Origin of the sequence: Gordonia sp. DT101, assembly GCF_049844895.1 — a bacterium.
Taxonomy (GTDB): domain Bacteria; phylum Actinomycetota; class Actinomycetes; order Mycobacteriales; family Mycobacteriaceae; genus Gordonia.
In genome coordinates this window covers 708,478-729,204 of the sequence record NZ_JBNCLX010000002.1, presented here as the reverse complement: position 1 = coordinate 729,204, position 20,727 = coordinate 708,478, and the positions used below count along the sequence as shown (strand labels likewise).

At 64.8% G+C, this 20,727-nt stretch carries 19 protein-coding genes; 5 read left to right on the top strand and 14 right to left on the bottom strand.

The window, feature by feature from the left end; translation table 11 throughout:
- Positions 1-32: 32 nt before the first annotated feature.
- A complete protein-coding gene (locus tag ACLQ3I_RS09965) occupies positions 33-1,199 on the bottom strand; it encodes an acyl-CoA dehydrogenase family protein (RefSeq protein ID WP_425801957.1) in 1,167 nt (388 codons plus the stop codon).
- A 5-nt stretch (positions 1,200-1,204) separates the two neighbouring features.
- Positions 1,205-2,776 carry a CoA-acylating methylmalonate-semialdehyde dehydrogenase gene (locus ACLQ3I_RS09960; RefSeq protein WP_425801587.1) on the bottom strand — a complete coding sequence of 524 codons (1,572 nt, stop codon included), beginning with the start codon at positions 2,774-2,776 and terminating at the stop codon, positions 1,205-1,207.
- A gap of 191 nt (positions 2,777-2,967) precedes the next feature.
- Between ACLQ3I_RS09960 and ACLQ3I_RS09955 the strand changes: the two genes are divergently transcribed.
- Positions 2,968-3,429 (top strand): flavodoxin domain-containing protein, encoded by a 462-nt coding sequence (locus tag ACLQ3I_RS09955; protein WP_425801585.1) that lies wholly within the window; start codon positions 2,968-2,970, stop codon positions 3,427-3,429.
- A gap of 9 nt (positions 3,430-3,438) precedes the next feature.
- On the opposite strand, the gene ACLQ3I_RS09950 is transcribed toward ACLQ3I_RS09955, so the two are convergent.
- Positions 3,439-4,305 (bottom strand): DMT family transporter, encoded by an 867-nt coding sequence (locus ACLQ3I_RS09950; RefSeq protein ID WP_425792731.1) that lies wholly within the window; start codon positions 4,303-4,305, stop codon positions 3,439-3,441.
- 105 nt (positions 4,306-4,410) lie between these two features.
- Here ACLQ3I_RS09950 and ACLQ3I_RS09945 point away from each other — a divergent pair, with 105 nt between their 5' ends.
- The 3 genes from ACLQ3I_RS09945 to ACLQ3I_RS09935 all read left to right on the top strand — a co-directional run bounded on the left by ACLQ3I_RS09945 (position 4,411) and on the right by ACLQ3I_RS09935 (position 5,750).
- The gene (locus ACLQ3I_RS09945) at positions 4,411-4,713 is read left to right on the top strand and encodes a hypothetical protein (protein WP_425801583.1); all 303 of its coding nucleotides are present in this window, start codon (positions 4,411-4,413) and stop codon (positions 4,711-4,713) included.
- The gene (locus ACLQ3I_RS09940) at positions 4,710-5,204 is read left to right on the top strand and encodes a SixA phosphatase family protein (protein WP_425792729.1); all 495 of its coding nucleotides are present in this window, start codon (positions 4,710-4,712) and stop codon (positions 5,202-5,204) included. Before ACLQ3I_RS09945 ends, ACLQ3I_RS09940 begins: the two co-directional genes overlap by 4 nt.
- A 162-nt stretch (positions 5,205-5,366) precedes the next feature.
- A complete protein-coding gene (locus ACLQ3I_RS09935; protein WP_425792728.1) occupies positions 5,367-5,750 on the top strand; it encodes an ArsR/SmtB family transcription factor in 384 nt (127 codons plus the stop codon).
- Between the two features lie 14 nt (positions 5,751-5,764).
- Here ACLQ3I_RS09935 and ACLQ3I_RS09930 read toward each other — a convergent pair whose 3' ends face one another.
- The 6 genes from ACLQ3I_RS09930 to ACLQ3I_RS09905 all read right to left on the bottom strand — a co-directional run bounded on the left by ACLQ3I_RS09930 (position 5,765) and on the right by ACLQ3I_RS09905 (position 12,965).
- Positions 5,765-6,718, bottom strand: a complete 954-nt coding sequence (locus ACLQ3I_RS09930) for an esterase/lipase family protein (RefSeq protein ID WP_425801581.1) — start codon at positions 6,716-6,718, stop codon at positions 5,765-5,767.
- Positions 6,715-7,848 (bottom strand): DNA polymerase IV, encoded by a 1,134-nt coding sequence (locus ACLQ3I_RS09925; protein ID WP_425801954.1) that lies wholly within the window; start codon positions 7,846-7,848, stop codon positions 6,715-6,717. The genes ACLQ3I_RS09930 and ACLQ3I_RS09925 overlap by 4 nt, the downstream gene beginning before the upstream one ends.
- Before the next feature lie 135 nt (positions 7,849-7,983).
- Complete coding sequence (locus tag ACLQ3I_RS09920; RefSeq protein WP_425792726.1) at positions 7,984-9,195, bottom strand: esterase/lipase family protein; 1,212 nt, start codon at positions 9,193-9,195, stop codon at positions 7,984-7,986.
- Positions 9,196-9,342: 147 nt separating this feature from the next.
- Positions 9,343-10,074 carry a hypothetical protein gene (locus tag ACLQ3I_RS09915; RefSeq protein ID WP_425792725.1) on the bottom strand — a complete coding sequence of 244 codons (732 nt, stop codon included), beginning with the start codon at positions 10,072-10,074 and terminating at the stop codon, positions 9,343-9,345.
- Between the two features lie 378 nt (positions 10,075-10,452).
- Positions 10,453-11,190: a carbon-nitrogen hydrolase family protein gene (locus tag ACLQ3I_RS09910; protein ID WP_425792724.1), complete on the bottom strand. Its 738-nt coding sequence runs from the start codon at positions 11,188-11,190 to the stop codon at positions 10,453-10,455.
- Between the two features lie 71 nt (positions 11,191-11,261).
- Positions 11,262-12,965, bottom strand: coding sequence for a flavin monoamine oxidase family protein (locus tag ACLQ3I_RS09905; protein WP_425801578.1), 1,704 nt, complete (start codon positions 12,963-12,965; stop codon positions 11,262-11,264).
- 120 nt (positions 12,966-13,085) lie between these two features.
- Here ACLQ3I_RS09905 and ACLQ3I_RS09900 point away from each other — a divergent pair, with 120 nt between their 5' ends.
- Positions 13,086-13,451: a VOC family protein gene (locus tag ACLQ3I_RS09900; RefSeq protein ID WP_425792722.1), complete on the top strand. Its 366-nt coding sequence runs from the start codon at positions 13,086-13,088 to the stop codon at positions 13,449-13,451.
- 114 nt (positions 13,452-13,565) lie between these two features.
- Here ACLQ3I_RS09900 and ACLQ3I_RS09895 read toward each other — a convergent pair whose 3' ends face one another.
- From ACLQ3I_RS09895 to ACLQ3I_RS09875, 5 genes are all read right to left on the bottom strand, one after another.
- Complete coding sequence (locus ACLQ3I_RS09895; protein ID WP_425801576.1) at positions 13,566-14,252, bottom strand: hypothetical protein; 687 nt, start codon at positions 14,250-14,252, stop codon at positions 13,566-13,568.
- A gap of 132 nt (positions 14,253-14,384) precedes the next feature.
- The gene (locus tag ACLQ3I_RS09890; protein WP_425792720.1) at positions 14,385-15,098 is read right to left on the bottom strand and encodes a hypothetical protein; all 714 of its coding nucleotides are present in this window, start codon (positions 15,096-15,098) and stop codon (positions 14,385-14,387) included.
- On the bottom strand, positions 15,095-16,183 hold the full coding sequence (locus ACLQ3I_RS09885) for a hypothetical protein (protein WP_425801574.1): 1,089 nt from the start codon (positions 16,181-16,183) through the stop codon (positions 15,095-15,097). Before ACLQ3I_RS09885 ends, ACLQ3I_RS09890 begins: the two co-directional genes overlap by 4 nt.
- 9 nt (positions 16,184-16,192) lie before the next feature.
- Positions 16,193-16,549: a WXG100 family type VII secretion target gene (locus ACLQ3I_RS09880; RefSeq protein ID WP_425801572.1), complete on the bottom strand. Its 357-nt coding sequence runs from the start codon at positions 16,547-16,549 to the stop codon at positions 16,193-16,195.
- A 182-nt stretch (positions 16,550-16,731) separates the two neighbouring features.
- Complete coding sequence (locus tag ACLQ3I_RS09875) at positions 16,732-20,688, bottom strand: DNA-directed RNA polymerase subunit beta' (protein WP_425792717.1); 3,957 nt, start codon at positions 20,686-20,688, stop codon at positions 16,732-16,734.
- Between the last annotated feature and the right edge of the window lie 39 nt (positions 20,689-20,727).

The following is a 20,727-nucleotide window of genomic DNA, read 5'->3' as shown; positions in this document are numbered from 1 at the left end:
CCAATGTGAAGTCGGTTGTGCTGGTGATCAGTTCAGTTCTCGCGGTAGCGCGCGGCGATCGACCGTCCAACCACGACGCGCATGATCTCGTTCGTGCCCTCCAGTATCCGGTGCACACGGAGATCCCGGACGATCTTCTCCAGACCGTATTCGTTGAGATACCCGTACCCACCGTGGAGTTGCAGCGCCTGATCGGCCACGGTGAAGCAGCTGTCGGTGACGAATCGCTTGGCCATCGCACATTGCTCCACCTTGTCCGGTGCGCCCGCATCGAGGGCGGCCGCCGCCTGCCACAACATCAATCGCGAAGCCTGCAGGGACGTCGCCATGTCGGCGAGCGTGAACCGGATGGTCGGCTCGTCGATCAGGGCGCTTCCGAACGCCTTGCGCGACGCGACATAGGTCGCGGCACGGTCGAACGCGGACTGGGCCCCACCCAGGGAGGACGCCGCGATGTTGAGCCGGCCGCCATTGAGGCCGTTCATCGCGATCCCGAAACCGATGCCCTCCTCACCGCCGAGGAGATTGGCGGCAGGCACTCGAACCTCGTCGAGGATGACCTGCGCGGTGGGCTGAGCATGCCAGCCCATCTTGCGCTCCTGCGCACCGAAACTCAGTCCCGGAGTGCCCTTTTCGACGAGGAAGGTGGAGATCCCACGGGCGCCGCTGTCGCCGGTGCGGGCCATCAGCACATAGACGTCGCTGGAACCCGCACCGGAGATGAACTGCTTGACACCGGTGAGGACGTAGTCATCTCCGGATCGGACCGCCTTGGTGGACAACGCCGCCGCATCCGAGCCGGCGCCCGGCTCGGTGAGGCAGTAGCTGGCCACCGTTTCCATCGACGCCAGATGTGGGACCCAGTGGACACGCTGCTCGTCGGTGCCGTAGTGATCGACCATCCAGGCACACATGTTGTGAATGGACAAGAAGGCTGCGACCGCCGGATCCGCGGAGGCGAGCTGCTCGAAGATGCGCACGCCGTCGAGCCGACGCAGGCCACTGCCGCCGACATCCTCCGAGCAGTAGATCGCGCCCATGCCGAGTTCCGCCGCCTCGCGCAACTCATCAACCGGAAAGTGGTGGCTCTCATCCCATTCCAGTGCGAACGGTGCGAGCCGCTTGGCCGCGAATCCGGCCGCGGTCTCGACGATGACGCGTTCGTCCGCGTCGAGACTGCCGTCGGTGATCGTCGTCATCGACATCAATCCATCGTCGGGATGACGAACTCGGCGCCGTCCTTGACGCCGGACGGCCATCGGGTCGTGACGGTCTTGGTTTTGGTATAGAACTGGATCGAGGCCGGGCCATGCTGGTTGAGGTCCCCGAAGCCGGACCGCTTCCAGCCACCAAAGGTGTAGTAGGCCACCGGAACCGGGATCGGCACGTTCACGCCGACCATGCCGACGTTGACCCGTGCGGTGAAGTCACGGGCGGCGTCGCCGTCCTGCGTGAAGATCGCAACACCGTTGCCGTACTGGTGATCCGAGGCCAGCGCGAGCGCCTCCTCGTAGTCGGCGGCCCGCACGATCTGCAGCACCGGACCGAAGATCTCGTCTGTGTAGCTCGTCATTTCCTTGGTGACATGATCGAAAAGGGTTGGCCCGATGAAGAATCCGTTTGATAGATCTTCGTCGCCGTACTGCTGCTCGTCGCTGGTCCGCTCGCGGCCGTCGATGACCAGTTCGGCACCCTCCTCGACACCCTTGCCGATGTAGCCCTTGACACGTTCGAGTGCGGCGGCGGTGACCAGCGGTCCGTAGTTGGCCTTGGGGTCGAGGCTGTGGCCGACACGCAGCGCGTTGACCTTGTCGACGAGCTTGGCGCGCAGGCGTTCCGCGGTCCGCTCACCGACCGGAACCGCGACGCTGATCGCCATGCACCGCTCGCCGGCACTGCCGTAGCCGGCGCCGATCAACGCATCGACGACCTGATCCATGTTCGCGTCCGGCATGACGATCATGTGGTTCTTGGCGCCGCCGAAGCACTGTGAGCGCTTGCCGTTCGCGGCAGCCGTCGAGTAGATGTACTGCGCGATGTCGGAGCTGCCGACGAATCCGAGCGCCTGCACGTCGGGGTTGTTCAGCAGCGCATCGACGGACTCCTTGTCGCCGTGGACGACCTGGAAAACCCCATCCGGCAGACCGGCCTCGCTGAACAGTTCGGCCAGCCGCACCGGCACTGATGGATCCCGCTCACTCGGCTTGAGGATGAAGGCATTGCCACACGCCAGCGCAGGCCCTGCCTTCCACAGCGGGATCATCGCCGGGAAATTGAAGGGCGTGATCCCGGCGACCACGCCCAGCGGCTGGCGGATCGAGTGGACGTCGATGCCGCCGCCCGCCCCCTCGGTGAATTCCCCCTTGAGCAGATGCGGGATGCCGATGGCGAACTCGATGACCTCGATGCCACGCTGGATGTCACCCTTGGCGTCGGGATGGGTCTTGCCGTGCTCGAGTGACAGCAGGGTGGCCAGTTCGTCGGCGTTCTGGTTGACCAGGTCGACGAAGCGCATCAGCACGCGGGCGCGACGCTGCGGGTTCCAGGCGGCCCATTCACGCTGCGCCTCGACGGCGGTGGCGACCGCGGCGTCGACCTCGGCGGTACTGGCCAGCGGCACCTTGGCGGCGACGGCGCCGGTGCTGGGATTGAAGACGTCGGCGAAACGACCGTCGGTGGCGGTCACCAGACCACCGTTCAGGAAGTGCGGAACGGTACGGACGGCGTCGGTGTGGACGGCGTCGGTGTGGATATTGGCTGCATCGGTTGCGGACACGTGTAGATCACCTTGATTCACAGTCGGATGGCAAGCAGGCCGATGTGGCTTGCATCTCTCAATAGTAGGACATCCAAGTAAATCTGCAACCCCCTCCCACCTGCGAATTACCCGCGAGCGGTGAGTTAGGGTAGCCTTCCCTGAACCGTGTGGTCGTGACCTCCAGCGGTGAGGTCGAAAGGGGTTCTGTCATGTCGGTCGTCATCTTGTACGGCACGGAAACGGGCAACTGCGAGTTGGTCGCGGACACCATCTCCGATGTCCTCGCGGTGAATCACGACCCGTCGATCTATGACATGAGCGAGTACTCGGTGGAAGACCTCGATCCCGCCGACTTCCTGGTCGTCGTGTGCTCGACCTACGGCGAGGGTGAGCTGCCCAGCGGTGCCGAGCCGTTCGCCGAGGAGCTCGACGACGTGGAGCCAGACCTGACCGGCGTGCGTTTCGCGGTGTTCGGGCTCGGCGACAGTGTGTACGGCGAGACCTTCAACCACGGCAGCGAGATCATGGCCGAGAAGCTGGCCGCGCGTGGAGCCGTGCAGGTCGGCGAGCACGCGCGCCACGACAACTCGTCGGCGGTCAAACCAGCCACCCTGGCCGCCGAGTGGGCTGAGCGCATCACCGCGGTCATCGAACCCGTCAACGCCGGCTGACGTCCGTCGTCACGGGACGACGGCCTCGTCGGGCACCGCCCTCCGCGCTCGGCAATTGACCTCCTCGGCACGGACCGCGGCAAGTTTGGCGAGTTCGAGGACGGCGCGGACCATCAAGGCAAGCACGACGCCGAGGAACAGGGCGGTCGGCACCGAGACATTGAGGTTCTCACCGAGCAGTACGACGCCGAGTCCCATCGAGACGGCGAGTTCGATCACGGTCAGCGCCGGGAACGACGTCTGCAACTCACCGGCGCCGAACGCCCGCTGCTGGGCGACGACACCGCCCGCCGCCACCACCAGGAACAGGTAGAACTCCGGCTGGCGGAATGCGCCCGCGAAATCGTGGATGAACTGGTACGCGATCGTCTTGACCAGCAACGCCGACATGCCGAACAGGGCACCCGCGGTGACGCCGTACAAAAGCGCCTTGTAGTGCTGGTTGGACCGTTCGGCGGCCAGCACGCACCCGATCAGGACGACGATCACCGCACCGATCGTCACGACCATCAACAGTCCCCCCGGCCGGCGTAGCGATGGTTCGGGTCGTGAGATGGCGAGGAAGACCGTCACGCAGACCACCAGCACCGCACCCCATGTCCACTCGGGCTTCAGCGGCCACCGCTGATCGGCCCAACCTTCCATCGGCAGGGCGAAGAGGATCGCGAGCACCACGAGCGGTTGCACGAGCAGGATCGACCCCAACCCCAGGGCCGCGACCTGCGCCGCGAATCCGCACAGGGCCACAGTCGCACCGATCCACCAGCCCCGCCTGATGGCGCCGCTGGCATGGGATGCGCGTTGACGCATCACCGTACCGCCGGCGATCAGTACTGCTGCGAGGATCGACAGCAGCGCGGGAACCCAGGAGTGCACCCTGTCCAGGCTATCGGTTGGCGAGCGTGGTTCAACCTGTCCGGATCGACACCGATCACGGTGTGTGTCCACCAGGATGTCGGCTCGGCATCGTAGGTTGGGTACATGCGGTACCAGGCCGAACTCGAACGTCTCGCCACATTGGACGCCGACGCCATCAGCCGCGCGTGTTCTTCGCCGGACGCGGTCATGAGCCTGATCGACATCGCGATCGACGAATGCATCGAATACGACGAACTCGCCGACGAGCAATTCGCAACCGGCGACCACGAGCACGCCACCTTTTGCCGACAGGAAGCGGCCGCGTGGCGTGCGACGACCACGGTGCTGCGTTCTCTCAGTCGGTCTCTTGCGGGTTCGCGGGCCGCGACGAATCGGCCGCCCCGGCGTTCGGAGGGTGCGGCATGACGCGCACGCTGGTGTTGATGCGGCACGGGAAGTCCGGCTACCCGTCGGGCGTCGGAGACCACGAGCGCCCCCTGGCCGACCGCGGTCGACGGGAGGCCGCACTCGCCGGACGATGGATGGCCGACGAGGGGCTGGCCATCGACGCGGTGGTGTGCTCGACCGCCACCCGGACGCGCGAGACCCTGGACCGCACGGGCATCTCCGCGCCCACCACCTACGTCGACGACGTCTACGGTGCCGCGCCGCACGAGATCCTCGAGACGCTGAGGGTCCACGCACCCGCCGACGCCGCGACGGTCCTGGTCGTCGGGCATTCGCCCGGCATGCCCACCACGGCCCTCACCCTCGATTCCGACGGATACATCGAGCGGTTCCCGACCTCGGCCTATGCCGTGGTGTCGATCGGACTGCCCTGGGACCGGATCGGTGTCGACGTCGACCCGGACGCTCATCTGATCGGCGTGCGCATCCCCCGAGCGGCCGACGACTGAGCGACCGTCGACGATCTCCGCGTCGTGACGTCCACCGAGCATCCCGATGCGGTAATGTACGGCCCGGATTGCAGAATTACGCAATCCGTGTATCCGTCAATCCATCGAGCAGCCGCTCACGATCCGCCGCACCCGGATCGTCGCTCGCAAGGAGATCTCCACGTGCCGAACAGGACCTCGATCAACTCGGACGGTCCCGAGCGGCCGCTGTACGAGATCAAGGCAAACCTGTTCAAAGCACTCGCCCACCCCGCACGCATCCGGGTTCTCGAGGTACTGAGCGCAAACGGGGACCCGACGGCGGTGAGCGAGTTGCTCACGATCACCGAGATAGAGCCGACCCGGTTATCGCAGCACCTTGCCGTGCTGAAGCGACATCACGTGGTGGCGACCGAACGGGTGGGCAATGCGGTGTTCTACGAGCTCGCCCATCCGGAGATCGCCGAACTCCTGGTGATCGCCCGGACCTTCCTCGCCGCCACGCTGGGCGCCCGCCGCGACCAGCTCGAAGCCATCGCATCCTTGCCGCCCCTGACCAGGTCGTGAGTGACCCGGCGGGGTCACGCACCGGTGAAGGGCGGGACGTAGAGACATTGGATCGGCGCACGCCTGCCCGGATCGAGTGCGTTCAGAACGAATCCCGCCGTACGCCGATTCGCGACGATCGAGAGGTGATCGGAGTGATCCTCCCGACAGCCTTGCTGCACAACGATATTTGTGACTCGCGTCCCGGGCGGGCCGGCGAGGAGGCCGTTGCTGTAGGGCGTCACGATCTCGTCGTCGCGAGTCGTGATGTTGGTGTATCGCACACCGCGGAGGTAAGGAGTCGGCGAACGGACTGCGCGATTGAAATCGGTGTCGACCGGTGGTGCAATGCATCCCGCGCAGGATGACGGTGTGAGGGGCGCGATCCCGAGCCCCCGCTGCACCGCGGCCACCATGTCACTGCGCTGATCGTCCTCGTCGGGCCCTTGCCGCCAGTACGGGGCCAGCGAGACATAGTTCGCCACCTTGCCACGGCCACCCAGGTATTTCATCCAGTAGGTCGGGACCTCGGTGCCCAGTGAATGGCCGACGATGTCGACCTGCTCGGCGCCGGTGGCGGCCAGAACACGATCGGCGAATGTCTTGATCTGCCAGGCACCGTCCTGCTTCACCCCGAGACCACCGAGTGCCGAGCCTGGCCACACCGTGGACAGCGCCCCGTAGGTCGGCGCGTACACACAGTAGCCGGCGTTGGCCAGTACCGGGGCGAGCGTCGCCCAGTTCGTCTGTCGGCCACCACCGCTGCCGTGCACCAGGATCACCGGGCGCGGATGCGCGCGCGACGGACGACACCGAAAGTTGTTCGTACCCGGTAACGACCCACCCGGGTTGCCGAGTTCCGCGGTGATCCCCGCGAGGAAGTCATAGGTCACCGGTAACGGTCCGGGACGCGCTGCTGCCTGCCCGGGCGCCGCGAGTCCGACGATCGACAGCAGCCCGGCGACCGTCCACACCCATCGCCACTTCATGATTCATCCTCCGCTTCATCCGTTTCGTCGGTGACCAGGTCCAACCGCACGCCGAGGAGGCGAACGGGTCGATCCAGTTCGAAGTCGTCCAGCAAGGAGACCACTATGGGCTCGATGTGGTCGTAGACGGTGGTCGGCCCGGCCAGCTTGCGAGACTTGGTGCGGGTGAAGAACGTCGACGTCCGCAGTGTCACCGCGACCCGGAACACCACCCGCTCCTCGGCCAGCACCTGGTCGAGCACGTCCCGGGCCAATACCTTTGCGGCTCTGCGCATCTCCTCCTGATCGACCAGGTCGACGGGAAACGTCCGCGACTTCGAGTGCGAACGGGCCAGCCATGGCTCCTCGGTGATCGTCGAATCGCCGCCCCCGCGACACAGCACGTACAGCCAGTTGCCCTGATGGGGACCGAAGGTCTCGATCAGATCCTCGCGAGAAGTCGCGATCAACTGGTTGACGGTGTCGACACCCTGTGCGGCGAGTTTTGCGGCGGTCTTCGGGCCGACACTCCACAGATCCCGACATGGTCCGTCGCCCATCAACTCCAGCCAGTTCCGGGAGTCGAGGAGGAACACCTTGTCGTCGGCGGACTTCTTGGCGAAGCCGGTGGCCATCTTCGCGCGTTGCTTGTTGTCGCTGATACCGATCGAAGATGCGAGTCCGTTTCTTCCCAGGATCGCCGCCCGGATCTCGTGGGCGATTCGGCGAATCCGCTCATCGTCGGTATCGGTGCCAACGGTGCCAACCGTGTCGGCGGCCGGGACCGGCTCGATGCCCACATAGGCCTCATCCCACCCCCACACCTCGACGGGATGTCCGAAACTCCGTAAGACCGACATCACCTCGCCCGAGGCGACGTCATAGGCCGGGATGTCCAACGGCAGATAGACCGCGTCGGGCAGCTTTCGATGCGCGGCTCGTAGCGGCATCCCGGCTCGCACGCCCGCATCGCGCGCCTCATACGACGCGCAGGTCACCACTTTGCGGGCCTCGGTGGGATCGCCGTTGCCGCCGACTATCACCGCGACGTCGACGAGCTCTGGGCTTCGCAACCGCTCGACCGAGACCTGGAACTGATCGAGGTCCACGTGGAGCAGCCAGCGGTACCGCAGTGGGGTGTCAGCCACGATCTCAGAGTACGACGCCGGGTAACTCCGACGGACCCACAGTGATCTTCGGGTCGGACCGGCCGTCGGTGGTGGTACTACCGACAGACCGACCCGACCCGACCCCGCGACGACGCCCTCCCCTGCGTCGACAGGCCTTTAGAAACTGAAGAACCACGGACTCGGTCCACACGCCAAGCGCGCGAACCGTTCGGGGTCGAGCGCGTGCAGAGCGATCGACATGGCCCGCGGCGAATAGGACATCGACAGGTGATCCGACGTGTCCTGTTCGCATCCATCCTGCAGCACAACGTTGTTCACACCCGGGCGACGGATGAAGGTGAGATCGAACGGCGTCGTCACCTCGTCGTATCGTGAGCCGACGATCGTGTAATCCACACCGGGGAACACCAGCTTCGACCGGTTGAGGTTCTTGATGAAGGGCGAGTCGACGGTCTGCTGAATCCCGGAGCGCCCGACCAGGATCTCGGTGACGCCGAGAACGTTGAACGCGGGGCCGAGATTGTTGATCCCGCGGCCGAGCGCGCCGATACCGAGCAGCGTGGTGCCCTTGTGGGTGGCTCCGTAGGTGATCAGCTTGCCGATCTTGGAACGCTCGGGATGGTCGTAGTCGGCGCCGCCGCCGAACTTCATCCACTGGCGAACCATCAGACCGCCTTGCGAATGTCCGATGACGTCAACCTTTTTCGCGCCCGTCGCCTTCAGGACCCGATCGACGTAGCCGCCGAATTGCGCGGCCGAGTACTCGATGGCCGCCTCACCGTTGGTGCCCGGCAGGATCACGCCGAGGCCGCCACCGTTGAGGAGATCCGTGCGCCCGTAGTTCGGCGCGAACACGCAGTAGCCTGCCTTCTCGAGAACCGGCGCGAAGGCGGCCCAGTTGTCGTAGGCGTTCTCCCAGGTGCCGTGCGCCAGGACGATGGGACGCTGCCCGGCCCTCGGCTTGCAGTTCCAGTTGTTGGCGCCGGGCGGTGCGACGTTCGGGTGAAACTGCGAGTAAGCGAAGGCCGGCCAGAACCCGCGCTGCGCGGGGCCAACCCCCTGGGTGTCGACGATGGGACCGAGCGGACGGGTGGCGACCTCCCGACGCAGAGCGTTGACCGCCCGCGGCGAACCGGGTGCGGCCTTCGCGTTGATGTCATCGGTGAGCCGTTGTGCCTGTGCGATCTCGGCCGGCGTGGGCTCGCCGACGGCATCCGCCGTACCTACCGTGGATTCTGCCGCACCGACCGTGGGCTGTGCCGAAACCGGAGCCGCACTGCTGATGGCGATTGCCGCCACGGTTGAGATGGCCGCGATCGCGGGCTTCACGAGCCGCGTGCGTACGCCCTTCCACCCAACATCACCCACTGAAAAATCCCCTCTGACATGCAACAACCGCGGTCTCCCGTCGGTTACCCCCGAGTAGGTTACTGACGCGTAAGCTACCGTAAGGTAAGTCACTCTCAGTTGTCCAGTGGTCTGTGGCACTTTTTCCGCAGAATGTGATCCAGGCGGTCATTTTCGCGAGGAGATACGCAGTTCCTGCGGGTTGAGGCCGACGCTGCGGCACGCTTCGCGCAGCGCATCGGGGTTGTAGACGAGCAGTGACGACGCCGAGGTGTCACGCTTGCCGCCACTGAACGGGACCGACCATCGGACCGCGTCGGGATCGGAGAAGAAGACGCTGGCCTTGCTGATGTAGATCGACAACAGCTGGCGGGCGTTCGCGCCGAGGCCCGGTAGCGCCTCACCCAACACTCGGCGGAGAAGGGCCCGATCGTCGTGCAGCGGGCGCGGTCGCAGGTGCAGAGCCCGTGACGCCGTGCGGCAGTCGGTCGGGTCGGTCAGCGCATGGACTGCGACGAATGCGAACGCGATCCGGACCAGCGCGAGCCCTTCCGGATCCGCCGACCACCTGGGATATGCGACGATCGACTGCACCGCACGGACTGGCAGGGCAGACGGGATGTGCGCGAGATGCTGCGGACCACAGCCGCTTTCATCGAGAGCCTCGACGACCATCTGCTTGAGGATGCCGACCCGTTGCGCGTGCTTGCGCAGCATGCCGGACAACGCGATCGAGGATTCGAAGCTCAAGGCGAACTGCTGGGGCGCATCGAGTACGGCGTCGAGTCCGGGAATGACGACCAATTCCATGATCTCGATGGCCTCGAGCAGCTCCAGGGGCCGCCGGAAAGAATCGTCGGCCAGACCGCGCATGCGGATGGTGCTGAGTGTGTCGGGCATGGGTCCCCCTTGCGTTGGTTCTGCGGTGCGTTGGTTCTGCGGAGTGTGAGTGTTGGTTCTGCGGACGTCGCGTCATGACCCGCCCCGACACGTGAGGCATGACCGACGAACCTGCCGGCTCCGCGACCGGCACAGGATTATGAGTGGCTGATCGAAACCTCTTGCCGGAGATGACACCTCGGTCCGGTTGGCGACAGACGCCACCTTCCGGCCGAGATGAAAACCGACCCCCCAGCGCCCCTACTGCTCAGTAACTTGCGGACGCGTAACGCTACCGTAGGGTACGGACGCCTCGCTGTCCAGAGGCAAATCGGGCCACTACCTCGGGGTTCCGGCTATCGAACGTTCGGTCGCGAAGACGCCCAGCCGCTGTCCATCTCAGTACAGGTCCGGCCGGCGGTCGGCGAGATACGGGTAGCGCCCTCGCGACTCCACGAGGATCGAGTGGTCGAGATCGGCGACGACGATTTCCGGCGCGCGATCGGCAGCGGCCAGCACCTCCCCGGTCGGCGCCACGATCTCGCTACGCCCGCCGTAGACCAGATCCCCCTCCCTGTCACAGTAATTCGCGTAGGCGACGAACACTTGGTTCTCCAGTGCCCGAGCGCGGACGAGCACATCCTGGACTGCGTCGTACTCGATCATGTTCGCGGTGGGCACGCACACCACGTCGGCACCACGGACGGCCAGCGACCGGACCAGTTCCGGGAACTCCACCTCGTAACAGGTCAGGAGGCCCAGACGCCATCCACCGAGATCGACCACGGGGGGCATGGTGCCACCAGGTGCCACCATCGCGCGGTCGAGGTCCCCGAACAGATGGGTCTTGTGGTGCGTGGTCACCGCGGTCCCGGCCCGGTTGACGAGCCGGATGGCGTTGTACACCAACTCATCCCGTCCCCGCTCCGCACACCCGTACAGAACGCCGATACGGTGACGTCGCGCCATCGACCTGACCTGCTCGGCAATCGCGCCGTCCGGCGGATCCGCCAGCCGATTCGCCGCGTCGGCGTCGAGTTGATAGCCCGGGACGACCATCTCGGGCGTGACCAGAAGGTCCACCGACCGTCGGGCCGACTCTTCGAGCACCGCATCGAGACGCGCGAGGTTTTCCACGACCTCGCCGGTTCGAGATACGCACTGCCAGAGTGCTATCCGGAGGTTACGTGCTGGGCTGGTCAACTCTGTCACAGCCCGATGTCGATCGGACCGAGCTCGTCGTATCGGTCCCCGGGGCCCGGATTGTCGGGGTGCGACGACCCGCCGAAGTGGTGGATCACGCCCCATACGGCGTTGAGCGCGGTCTGCACGGCGCCCTCCACCCAGGCGGGCATGAACGACACGTCGTCGCCGGCGATGAAGATGCCGCGCTCGGCGGCGGGCAGTTGCTCCTGCCGGTGGAAGTGCCCGTACATGCGGGTGTTGTATCGGTAATGGCCGGGCAGCGCTCCCTTGAATGCGCCGAGGAAGTGCGGCTCGGCCTCCCAGGAGACGGTCAGGGGGCGACCCACGATGTGCTCGGCGATGTCGACGTCGGGGTAGATCTTGCGTAAAGCATCGAGTGCCAACGAGACTCGCCGGTCCACGGGATGTGGCAACACCTTGAGGGCGTCGCTCATCCATGTGTAACTGAGACAGATGACCCCCGGCCGGTCGGGCCCGTTGTCGAAGAGGTAGGTACCGCGCGTCAACCGGTCGGTCAGTGTCATGCTCATCGTGTCGCGGCCTGTCGTCGGGTTGCGATCGGTCCAGAACGGCCGGTCGACCATGACGAATGTCTTCGACGACTGCATGTATCGGGTCCGATCCAGCGCCATCCACAGTTCCTGGCTGAAAAGGCTCTCATCGCATTCGATCTCGGTGGACAGCAGCCATGCCTGGCAGGTGGCGACCACCGCCGGGAACTCGCGCGAATCACCCCAGTGGTCGACGACCTCGATGCGGTCGGGACCGAGACGCCGGATCGCAGAGACCCCGGCCCGCGGCACTCCGCTGTGCAACGACGAGAGGCTGGTGCCCACCGGCCAGTGCCGAATCTTGGCCGGACTGTCGGACCACAGTTTGCGCGGAACCTGCTCGGCCCCGCCGACGATGAGATGTTGCTCGGTGTCGCAGTTGGTCACCACCACCCGAAGGATCTCCAACATCGAATTCGCGAAGTCGGAATCCCAACCGCCGGTGCCGAATCCGACCTGCCCGAAAAGCTCACGATGGCGGAAGGACAGCGACCCGAACTCGTCGGAGGTGGCCAGGAAATCGTAGAAGCTCCGATCGTCCCAGTCGACGACGAGCCGGTTCCACAACTCCTTGAGTCGCGGGACGTCACGTTCCCGGATCGCGTCCTGCAACTCGGAGAAGCCGGCGACGCGTTCCAGCGCACTGTCCCAGGCGTTCTCGATCTCGGTGTAGATCGGCGGCAGGTCGTCGAGGGTGCGGGCGTACAGGGTCTCACCACCGAGGTCGATCACCGTGCTACCGGCGGCCTCGGTCAGCGGGTTGGGAAACGGTCGGCTGCGGAGGCCGAAAGTGTCCACGTAGTGGAAGAACGTCGACGACGACGCCGGGAACCGCATGCCGCCGAGTTCGGCGACCTCGGGCTCGCCCGGAACGAAATGCTCCGATCGCAGGCGGCCACCGATCCGCTCGGGTTCGTAGACCACCGGCCGCAGGCCGACCTTCATCAACTCGTACGCGGCGACCATCCCGGCCATCCCCGCGCCGATGATCGCGACCTCGGCACCCAGGGCGTCGGTCGGCACCGATCCGATGCCGGCGCGATGTGTGATCCAGTCGTCGTGGGCGAACGGGAAGTCGGGACCGAAGATGGTCACGGGCCGGTCGGGCTGCACCGTCCCAGCGTATGGCCCACATCTGGTCGCCGCGCGACACATCGCGCGGCGGCGCGCCGGACCATCGTCGAACCACTTCGCGAATGAGGACGCGACCTGTCCGCTATGCAGCGCAGAATCATCTGCATCGGAGCTCGACCATCACCGCGGAGAGGGAAGATCATGGACTGGACACTCGAGGTTGCGTTTCTGCCGGTCACCGACGTCGACCGTGCGAAGGACTTTTACACGCGAATCGGTTTCAATCCCGACCACGACCAGTCCCCGACCGACGACATCCGGTTCGTCCAGATGACGCCGCCCGGATCGAACTGCTCGATCGCGTTCGGCAAGGGCATCGTCGACGCTGCACCGCCGAATGCCTCGCCCCTGATGCTGTGTGTTTCCGACATCGAGGTGGCCCGGAAGCAACTGCTCGACGCCGGTGTCGAGGCGAGCGACGTCGACATCCAGGCGTGGGGCCACTTCGTTTACTTCGACGACCCGGACGGGAATCACTGGAACGTGCAGTATCTGCCGTATCGGTAGGAACTGAGTGTACGGGGCCGGCTGCCTGTCACTAGCGTGTGGCAGCGGGCACCGCTCGCATGGCAGTGATCCGGATAGCGGCTGTCATTCTCGTTGCTATCGGTCGCGCTCGGGTTACTGCACCGTTGATGCCTGTCGGACCGCGCTGCTGATCAACCTGTTGAAGCTGGTCATGTCCGCTTCGCTGCCGAAGCCATCCACCTGTTCGTAGAACTCGATCTGGAGGCCGGGCAGGTCGGCGTATCCGATGACCGTCCGCCGTTGCGACCGCAACGCGTTGGACCCCGGATCGGGCTGGAAGGTCGTCGAGAACGTGAACACCAGAGTGTCGTCGGCTTTGACGTCGCCGGGCGCGGCGATCTGCTGTGTTGCCATCGCCATGGTCCCCTGTCCGGGAATTGTGGCGGTGTTGTCACCGCAACGATTCACCACCTCACGTCGATGCGGTATTGGTTCGGCCTGCCGGATGATGGTGTTGGAGTATCTGGGAAAGGACGGCTGATCCGGGTCCACAGCATTGATGCCTGAACGCCGGCTCTCCTTCGTGTATCGCGCTTGATTCGCGAAGAGCGCGGCGCATTCTGGGGGTTGATAGGCCCGACCGTCTACCGCTTGTTGCTGTGCCCTGCCGACGTCGCTCTTCGCCTGCACGACTTCATAACCGGGAGGAAAGTCCTCCGCCGTCAGGAGCAGGTCCATGTCCGGGCTCTGCGACGCGGACGGGTCGGATGACTGTGTTGTCGTGCCGCAGGCAGCCAGCAATAAAAGCCCTGACACCAACAGCACAGCACGATATCGCACGCTGATCAGACTCCTGTTCACTGACTAGTTCGCGCCTGGATCCGGGAGGCGCACGCCCTTTTCAGCAAGGCTGACTATCTCTGATTGCGGCACCCAGTCGGTGATCTAGCGCTACGCACTCGCGCTCAGAAGTCAGGCGGTCGCTGCTCGGTCAACGGCTGCCGCGAACAGCGAATTGAAACTGTTGGCGTCAAGCGCGCTATCGAAGCCGTAGATCTCTTCATAAAATGTGACTCGTTTGCCGGAAACCTCGGCATGTCCGATAAGGCTCTTCTGCTGGGCGGCCACAGCGCCCTGGTTGGCCGGGTACGGGCTCGTGGTCACGGTGGTCTCGACCACAAATGCATCGGCATCCACGCTCGGAGGTGGATCTCTCTTCATTGTCGTCATCGAGATCTCCCCCTCTCCGGCCACAACTGCGGTGTAGTTCCCGCATTTGTCGTATACGTCGCGGGACTCCGCCAAGGTCTCGCCATCTCGGATGATGAAGTCACCGTAGGAAGGCTTGTACGGTTCGTCATGCTCCGCGTAGACACCGCGTCGTTGCGACGACGCTGTTCGGTCCGCCTGCATCGAGAAGACATCCGCGCACGCGGGCGGTTCAAAGGAACGAGTACTCACGTTCTTGCGCTGCTGTTCTGCCAAATCCTTTGACGTCGAACCAGGATGTAGTTGGTACCCGACAGGGAAGTCCGACACGCCGAGGAGTCCATTACCAGATGTTGTGGCAGACGATGTCGGACCCGTGAGAGATTCGGCGCCGGAACACCCCGAGATGGCGAGTGCAACGCAGCCCGCCACAAGCAGCAGCCTCGCCTTGACGATCAATCGCGGATGTAGCTTCACGAACCCGTCCTTCCGGGATCTGGCACCCGAACACCCTGCGAATGAAGTTTCGTCACATCGTTTCGGCTGATGGGCTCCCAATGGGGCGCGTTGTCGGTGGTGAGTTGGACACCATTTGCATCGACTCGTGTCACGCCAGAGACTTCGTAGTCGTACTCATACGTGACCGCGAGGTAGCTCACGCCGCCGATGTCCACGGAGCCAACCTGCGCCGGCTGAGCGCCGACAACGCGAAGCTCCTTCTGCTGAGTAATTCCGAGTTCGAAATTCTTGCCTTTGCCGAAGGGAACTGCAGCACCGCCTCCCATACCGTCGCCGGTCTCTGGGTTCTGTGGCAGCAAATTCTTCGACACTCCGCCACGCGCTCCTTGCGAGGTCGGAGTGATCGTGACGGGCAGAGCGTATCGTTTCGCAAGGTCTGAATTCATACTCGGGTCCTTCCAGCCCTTCGGTACACGTACCGGAAGCACCCTGGTACTGGACATCTTTGGGCTCGGATTCATTCCAGGAACGCCGGGGATGTGGCGCGGTTCATGCCCGGGAAGGTGATCTGGTTCCTCCGGTTTCGGTAGCGTTTGGGTATTCACCGCCGACGCCGGTACAGCGCCTATAGCCGCCTGGATCGCGTGCGCCAGAGCTCTATCGGCCGCATCTGCGTCCGCCATCACCTTGTTCACCATCGCCTGCGCGGTATCTCGATCGGCCACCCGATCGACGTTCATGGTTCCGATCTCCCACGCCGGCAAGTCGACGTCTCCTGACGCATCGTCGATGACAAGACCGCTCGCCGCTGCGAAGTCACGCGCCGCCGCCAATTGACGTTTGACGGCCTCGACTTCGGCCTGCGCAACCGAAGCGGCTTGTGCGACAGCTGCAACCTCGGTGCCGTGGGCATCCAGATCCGCTCGCTTCTTGCCGGCCGCTTCGTCCGCGGCTTTCGCCGCGCTGCCGCCCCAGGTCTCGAACAGTTCCGGCGACTTCAGATGGTCGCCGGTGGTGGCACACACCTCTTTCCGCGCCTTGCACACGCGGAATACTTCACCGATTTGAGCCGGATCCCAGCGATCGATTTCTTCAGGGGTCATCCTGCACCCTCACTGGTCCAGCCGCAGCGGCACGTCCGGACCCGCTGTGCCACTCGCCCGGATCGCATCGCCGTTCGACCGATCCTCCGCGTCATAGCGAAGGGCAGCCGTTTCGATTCCCTCCGCGTGGTCCGCGACCGCCGTGACCATAGTGTCTGCGGCGCTACGCCAACGAGCCATCAGCCCGGCGAACACGTCCTTCGAAGTGCCGGCCCAGCCACCGATCGCATCCTCGAGCCGGCCGTGGTCCAGATCGAAGGACCGTCGGGCTTCCTCTGCCGTACGGGCGATCGTGCTACTCACCGAGCGCATGATCTGCGTGTCCGCACGTGTTTCGGCACCGTGCGACTCGCCGTCATAGATCATCATTTCCCCCGAGGACTTCTTCGCGGCACTTTACCCATCGTGACTTTTGGACGCACATGTAGGCCGTGGGGTTCCCCTCTCGTACAAACGCAGATCGGCCCCCACGCTGAGCGTGGGGGCCGATCTGTGAGATTTCGTAGCAATAACACGCGGAAAACGCGTGTTATTGCTACGGATTCGGGCTAGCGGTAGTCGTTGGAGAACCCGTAGTCGTCCAGCGGCACTGCAGCACCGGCGGGGGCACCGAAGGTGCCGTCCGGGCTGTAGTACGTGTCGTCGTAGGACGGCACGGCGTAGGCCGCGGCACGCGCTTCCTCGGTCGGCTGAACCTGGATGTTGCGGTACCGGTTGATACCGGTACCGGCCGGGATCAGCTTACCGATGATCACGTTCTCCTTGAGACCGATCAGCTTGTCGCTGCGGCTGTTGATGGCCGCATCGGTCAGGACACGCGTGGTCTCCTGGAACGACGCCGCCGACAGCCACGACTCGGTCGCCAGCGATGCCTTGGTGATACCCATCAGCACCGGACGTCCGGCCGCCGGCTCGCCACCCTCGGTGACGACGCGACGGTTCGCGTTCTCGAACTCGGCACGCTCGGTGAGCGAACCGGGCAGGAACTCGGTGGCACCGGAATCGATGATCGTCACGCGACGCAGCATCTGACGCACGATGGTCTCGATGTGCTTGTCGTGGATCGACACACCCTGGCTCCGGTAGACCTCCTGGACCTCGTTCACCAGATGCACCTGCACCTGACGCGGTCCCATCACGCGCAGTACCTCGTGCGGATCGGCGGCACCTTCCATGAGCTGCTGACCCACCTCGACATGATCGCCGTCGGTGAGCAGACGCTCACTGCCGTCGTCGTGCTTGAAGACACGCAGACGCTGACGCTTGGAGATCTTGTCGTACACGACCTCCTCCGAACCGTCGTCGGGAACGATGGTGATCTTGTAGAAACGATCGTCGTCCTCGAGGCGAATCCGTCCGGAGACCTCGGCGATCGGAGCCTTGCCCTTGGGCACACGGGCCTCGAACAGCTCCTGGACACGCGGCAGACCACCGGTGATGTCCTCACCGACGCCACCCTGGTGGAACGTACGCATGGTCAGCTGGGTACCCGGCTCACCGATCGACTGCGCGGCGATGATGCCCACCGCTTCGCCGATGTCGACGAGCTTGCCGGTGGCCATCGAACGGCCGTAGCACATCGCACACACACCGGTACCGGTTGTACAGGTGAGCACGGACCGAACCTTGACCTCGGTGATGCCCGCACCCAGCAGGGCCTCGATCGCGGGATCGCCGAGATCGTGACCGCGCTCGACGATCACGGCTCCGTTCTCGTCGACGGCGTCCTGGGCCAGCGTCCGGGCGTAGGTGGAGGTCTCCACGTGCGCATCGCGGATCAGCGTGCCGTCGGCCTGCTTCTCGGCGATTGTGGTGGTGATACCACGCTCGGTACCACAGTCGGTCTCGCGAACGATGACGTCCTGGCTGACGTCCACCAGACGACGGGTCAGGTAACCCGAGTCGGCGGTACGCAGTGCGGTGTCGGCCAGACCCTTACGGGCACCGTGGGTGTTGATGAAGTACTCGGCCACGGTCAGGCCCTCGCGGAACGAGGACTTGATCGGACGCGGGATGAACTCACCCTTCGGGTTGGTCACCAGACCCTTCATGCCCGCGAGCGAGCGGATCTGGGTCATGTTGCCCGCCGCACCCGACTTCACGATCATCGGGATCGGGTTGTCGTCCGGGTAGTGGGCCTCCATCGCCTGACCGACCTCTTCGGTGGCCTGCTTCCAGATCTCCACGAGAGCGTCACGACGCTCTTCCGGGGTGAGGGCACCACGCTGGAACTTGCGCTCCAGACCGTCGGCCCGCTCCTCGTACTTGTCGAGGATCTCCTTCTTGGCCGGCGGCACCAGCACGTCTGCCATCGAGATGGTCACACCCGAACGGGTGGCCCAGTGGAAGCCGACGTCCTTGAGCTTGTCGACGGTCTGCGCGACCACGATCATCGGATACCGCTCGGCGAGATCGTTGATGATCACGGCCTGACGCTTCTTCGGCATCTGCTCGTTGACGAACGGGTACTCGACCGGGAGCAGCTCGTTGAACAGCACGCGACCCAGAGTGGTCTCGAGCTGCCACGGCTGTCCGTACTTCCAGCCGTCGGGGAACTCCTCGGCCTCGATCTCGGCGGGCGGACGCTGATCGGTCAGCCGCACCTTGATCGCCGACTGCACGGTGAGTGCACCACGGTCGACGGCCATGATGGCCTCGGCCGGAGTGGAGTACACGCCACGCTCGACGTCGTCGGAGTTGGCCGCGCTGTACTCGCCTGCCGCACCACCGGTGAGGGTGGTCAGGTAGTACAGGCCGGTCACCATGTCCAGTCGCGGCATGGCCAGCGGACGACCCGAGGCCGGCGACAGGATGTTGTTCGACGACAGCATCAGGATGCGCGCCTCGGCCTGCGCCTCCGCGGACAGCGGGAGGTGGACGGCCATCTGGTCACCGTCGAAGTCGGCGTTGAACGCCTCGCAGACCAGCGGGTGCAGCTGGATGGCCTTGCCCTCCACCAGCTGCGGCTCGAAGGCCTGGATGCCGAGGCGGTGCAGCGTCGGAGCGCGGTTCAGCAGCACGGGGTGCTCGGCGATGACCTCTTCGAGGACATCCCACACCGCGGGGCGCTGACGCTCGACCATCCGCTTGGCGGACTTGATGTTCTGCGCCTGGTTCAGGTCGACGAGGCGCTTCATCACGAACGGCTTGAACAGCTCGAGGGCCATCAGCTTCGGCAGACCGCACTGGTGCAACTTGAGCTGCGGACCGACGACGATGACCGAACGGCCCGAGTAGTCGACGCGCTTGCCCAGCAGGTTCTGGCGGAAACGTCCCTGCTTGCCCTTGAGCAGATCGGACAGCGACTTCAGCGGACGGTTGCCCGGTCCGGTGACCGGACGTCCACGGCGACCGTTGTCGAACAGTGCGTCCACCGACTCCTGCAGCATCCGCTTCTCGTTGTTGACGATGATCTCGGGCGCGCCGAGGTCGATCAGTCGCTTGAGGCGGTTGTTGCGGTTGATGACGCGGCGGTACAGATCGTTCAGGTCGGAGGTCGCGAAGCGGCCACCGTCGAGCTGCACCATCGGACGCAGCTCCGGCGGGATCACCGGGACGGCGTCGAGCACCATGCCGAGCGGCGAGTTGCCGGACTGCTGGAACGCCGCGACGACCTTGAGACGCTTGAGCGCACGCAGCTTCTTCTGGCCCTTGCCGCTGCGGATGGTCTCGCGCAACGAGTCGGCCTCGGCGTCGATGTCGAAGGTCTCGAGGAGCTTCTTGATCGCCTCGGCACCCATCGCACCGGCGAAGTACTCGCCGAAGCGCTCGTCGAGCTGGCGGTAGAGCTTCTCGTCGATGATCAGCTCGCCCGGGCTCAGCTTGACAAAGCGGTCCCAGATCTCCTCGAGGTCGTCGAGCGCACGCTGAGCATGATCGCGCATACGACGCATCTCGCGCTCCGCACCGTCACGCACCTTGCGGCGCACGTCGGCCTTCGCACCCTCGGCCTCCAACTCGGCGAGATCCTGCTCGAGCTTCTGCTGACGCTCGTTCAGGTCGACGTCGCGCTGGTCGGCGACAGCCTTCTTCTCGACCTCGATCTCGGCCTCACGGGTCGAGAGCTCCGCGTGGCGCAGCTCGTCGTCCACCGAGGTGATCACGTAGGCGGCGAAGTAGATGATCTTCTCGAGATCCTTCGGCGCCAGGTCCAGCAGGTAGCCGAGGCGGCTCGGCACACCCTTGAAGTACCAGATGTGGGTGACCGGGGCGGCCAGCTCGATATGGCCCATCCGCTCACGACGCACCTTGGCGCGGGTCACCTCGACGCCGCAGCGCTCACAGATGATGCCCTTGAAGCGCACGCGCTTGTACTTGCCGCAGTAGCACTCCCAGTCGCGAGTCGGTCCGAAGATCTTCTCGCAGAACAGGCCGTCCTTCTCGGGCTTGAGCGTGCGGTAGTTGATGGTCTCCGGCTTCTTGACCTCACCGTACGACCAGTTGTGGATGTCGTCGGCCGTGGCCAGGCCGATCTTCAGTTCATCGAAATAGTTGACGTCGAGCACTTGTTACCTTTCGAGCTCTTCTAGTCAGTTGTGGTCGGC

Coding starts and splice junctions, on each gene's coding strand:
- ACLQ3I_RS09940 (WP_425792729.1), top strand. CDS start 4,710: ATGACGCGCACGCTGGTGTTGATGCGGCACGGGAAGTCCGGCTACCCG.
- ACLQ3I_RS09955 (WP_425801585.1), top strand. CDS start 2,968: ATGTCGGTCGTCATCTTGTACGGCACGGAAACGGGCAACTGCGAGTTG.
- ACLQ3I_RS09900 (WP_425792722.1), top strand. CDS start 13,086: ATGGACTGGACACTCGAGGTTGCGTTTCTGCCGGTCACCGACGTCGAC.
- ACLQ3I_RS09930 (WP_425801581.1), bottom strand. CDS start 6,718: ATGAAGTGGCGATGGGTGTGGACGGTCGCCGGGCTGCTGTCGATCGTC.
- ACLQ3I_RS09905 (WP_425801578.1), bottom strand. CDS start 12,965: ATGTGTCGCGCGGCGACCAGATGTGGGCCATACGCTGGGACGGTGCAG.
- ACLQ3I_RS09885 (WP_425801574.1), bottom strand. CDS start 16,183: ATGACCCCTGAAGAAATCGATCGCTGGGATCCGGCTCAAATCGGTGAA.
- ACLQ3I_RS09880 (WP_425801572.1), bottom strand. CDS start 16,549: ATGATCTATGACGGCGAGTCGCACGGTGCCGAAACACGTGCGGACACG.
- ACLQ3I_RS09965 (WP_425801957.1), bottom strand. CDS start 1,199: ATGACGACGATCACCGACGGCAGTCTCGACGCGGACGAACGCGTCATC.
- ACLQ3I_RS09945 (WP_425801583.1), top strand. CDS start 4,411: ATGCGGTACCAGGCCGAACTCGAACGTCTCGCCACATTGGACGCCGAC.
- ACLQ3I_RS09915 (WP_425792725.1), bottom strand. CDS start 10,074: ATGCCCGACACACTCAGCACCATCCGCATGCGCGGTCTGGCCGACGAT.